General features: G+C 67.8%; 2 protein-coding genes. Both read left to right on the top strand.

The window, feature by feature from the left end; genetic code table 11:
- Positions 1 to 248 precede the first annotated feature (248 nt).
- Complete coding sequence (locus tag AC1DP3_RS14495; protein WP_477294447.1) at positions 249 to 1,334, top strand: Glu/Leu/Phe/Val dehydrogenase family protein; 1,086 nt, start codon at positions 249 to 251, stop codon at positions 1,332 to 1,334.
- A gap of 130 nt (positions 1,335 to 1,464) precedes the next feature.
- Positions 1,465 to 3,057 (top strand): AMP-binding protein, encoded by a 1,593-nt coding sequence (locus AC1DP3_RS14490; RefSeq protein ID WP_477294495.1) that lies wholly within the window; start codon positions 1,465 to 1,467, stop codon positions 3,055 to 3,057.
- Positions 3,058 to 3,098: the final 41 nt, after the last annotated feature.

The following is a 3,098-nucleotide window of genomic DNA, read 5'->3' as shown; positions in this document are numbered from 1 at the left end:
GTGTAGCCCCTTGTTGACCCCAAAGCCGATACCCCTGTGTCCCGGCGTGCTCTGTCTACACCTCAAATGCCGTAGGGGACAAGTGACGCGTCACACCCCGGCCCGATATGTCGATCGAGGCATGCGGTCAACGGAATATACGCCGACCGCGCGTCATCAGCCGGTGAGAGGCAGAATGGAGAGCGGATGCCGCAAAGCCGCGGCGCCGCAGAGCACAGCCCACAAGGCCCGCCCGAAGGATGACCGCGATGTCGCACACTCCGCATGACCTGCCCCTCCCCGACTTCACACACGAGCGTGTGGAGGTGATCACCGGACGCCGCAGCGGACTGTTCATCGCCGTCGCGCTCCACTCCTCCGTGCTGGGTTCCGCGCTCGGCGGCGCCCGCCTGTGGAGCTACCCGCACTGGAGCGACGCTCTGGGCGACGCTCTTCGTCTGTCGTCGGCGATGACATTGAAGAATGCGGCGGCGGGGCTGGATGCCGGGGGCGGCAAGGCCGTCATCCGGCTCGAGCCCGGCATGTCACTGGATGCCGAGCGTCGTCGCGCCGCCTTCCTCGACCTGGGCGATGCCGTCGAATCGCTGCACGGGCTCTACCGGACAGCCGAAGACGTCGGCTCCACGACCGACGACATGCTGACCGTCAGCGAGCGCACCGAGCACGTCGTCGGACTGCCCGACGCCGTGGGCGGTTCGGGGGAACCCGCAGGCCCCACCAGTGTCGGGGTCTACGAGTCGCTGCGCGCGACACTCGAGCGCGTGACCGGTTCCGGTGAGGTTTCCGGCCGCCGGGTCACGATCTCGGGTCTCGGGCAGGTCGGCAGTCGTCTCGCCGTCCGCCTCGCGGCCGAAGGCGCCCAGCTCGCCCTGACCGATGTCAACACTGCCAAGCGCGATCTGGCGGTCCAGCTCGGCGCGCAGTGGATCGAGCCGGGCACCGAGCATCTCGTGGCCGCCGACGTCTTCGTGCCCGCAGGAATCGGCGGAGTGCTCACCGATGACGTCATCGATCACCTCGAGGCGCGCGGGGTATGCGGGCCCGCCAACAACCCGCTCGCCTCCCACGACGGCGCCGCCCGCCTGGCGGAGAGAGGCATCCTGTACGCACCGGACTTCGTGGTCAACGCGGGCGGCGTCATCTACCTCGACCTCGAGGCGAAGAAGATCGGCACGAAGACCGAGATCATGCACCGCGTCGCCGCCATCGGCGACACCGTGCGCCGTGTCTTCGACGAGGCTGAGCACCGCGGGATCACCCCGCTCCAGGCAGCGGAGGGACTCGCCGCAGAACGCCTCGACGCCGGTCGCCACAGCACCCACGCCCTCATCTGAGACCTGCCGTGCTGCGACTGAGTTCCGTMACGTACGGCACTCAGTCGCAGCCTTCCGGGTGGCATGCGAGGATGGACGCAACCCGGCAAGGACGCCGGAGGACCGCACGATGAATCAAGGGAGAAACCTCGTGTTCGAAAGCCCGTATCCGGACGTCGAGATTCCCGACGTCAGCGTCTACGACTACCTGTTCGGCTCGCTGACCGCAGACGACGCTGCGCGCATCGCCCTCGTGGATCCCGCCACCGGAGTCGAGACGACGTACGGCGCACTCAAGGCCCAGATCGGTGCCTTCGCCGGTGCTCTGGCGGCCCGCGGCGTCGGCACGCATACCGTCGTCGGCCTCCTGTGCCCCAACATCCCGGCTTTCGCCACCGTCTTCCATGGCATCCTCCGCGCCGGTGCCACGGTCACCACGGTGAACTCCCTCTACACCGCAGGCGAGATCGAGAAGCAGCTGAGGGATGCCGGGGCCACGTGGCTCGTGACGGTGTCGCCGCTGCTCCCGCAGGCCTCGACGGMAGCCGAAGCCGTCGGCATCCCTCACGAGCGCGTGATCGTGCTGGACGGCGCGTCCGGGCACCCGGGCCTCCGTGAGCTGCTCACCGAGCAGCACGCCGCTCCCGACGTGGCCTTCGATCCGGCGACTCACGTGGCGGTGCTCCCCTACTCCTCCGGCACCACGGGAATCCCCAAGGGCGTGATGCTCAGCCACCGCAACCTCGTCGCGAACGTGCAGCAGTCGCGCGTGAACATCCGGCTGCACGCCGATGACCGGGTGCTGGCGGTGCTGCCGTTCTTCCACATCTACGGGATGACGGTGCTGCTGAACCTCGCCCTCCGTCAGCGCGCGCGCCTCGTGACCATGCCGAAGTTCGATCTGGTCGAGTTCCTCACCAACATCCAGAACTTCGGCTGCACCTATCTCTACATCGCGCCGCCCATCGCGGTCGCGCTCGCCAAGCATCCGATCGTCGATCAGTTCGACATCTCGAGCGTGCACACCGTGTTCTCGGGAGCCGCTCCCCTCGACGGCGAGACCGCAGAGCTCGCGGGCCGGCGCATCCACGCACGCATGATGCAGGGGTATGGCATGAGTGAGCTGAGCCCGGTTTCGCACGCGATGCCGGACGACCGCACCGACATCCCGGTGAGCTCGGTCGGGACCATGCTGCCGAACGAGCTCTGCAAGCTCATCGACCCGGCTACCGGCGACGAGATCACCGAGGTCGGCCCCGACCGGGTGACACTCCCCGGCGAGCTGTGGGTCAAGGGACCCAACGTCATGCTCGGCTACCTCAACAACCCCGAGGCCACGGCGGAGACGCTCGACGACGACGGATTCCTCCACACCGGTGACATCGCGGTCTACCACGAGGGCGGCTACTTCTCGATCGTCGACCGGGTGAAGGAGCTCATCAAGTACAAGGGCTACCAGATCGCCCCCGCCGAGCTCGAGGCGCTTCTCCTCGGTCATCCGCACGTGATGGATGCCGCGGTGATCGGGGTTCTGGACGACGACAAGCAGGAGATCCCCAAGGCCTTCGTCGTCGCGGTGCCCGACTCGGGACTGACGGCGGAGGATGTCATGGCCTACGTGGCCGAGCACGTGGCGCCGCACAAGAAGGTGCGGCGCGTGGAGTTCATCGACGTGATCCCGAAGTCCACCTCGGGCAAGATCCTGCGCAAGGATCTGCGGGCTCGCGAGCACGCGACCGCGTAGTCGCAGAACAGCGGATGCCGCGACCCGGCCGGGTCGCGGCA

The sequence above is a fragment of the Microbacterium sp. P5_B6 genome, assembly GCF_056400345.1.
The sequence above is the reverse complement of the archived record's forward strand: the minus strand, read 5'-3'. Positions and strand labels throughout refer to the sequence as shown.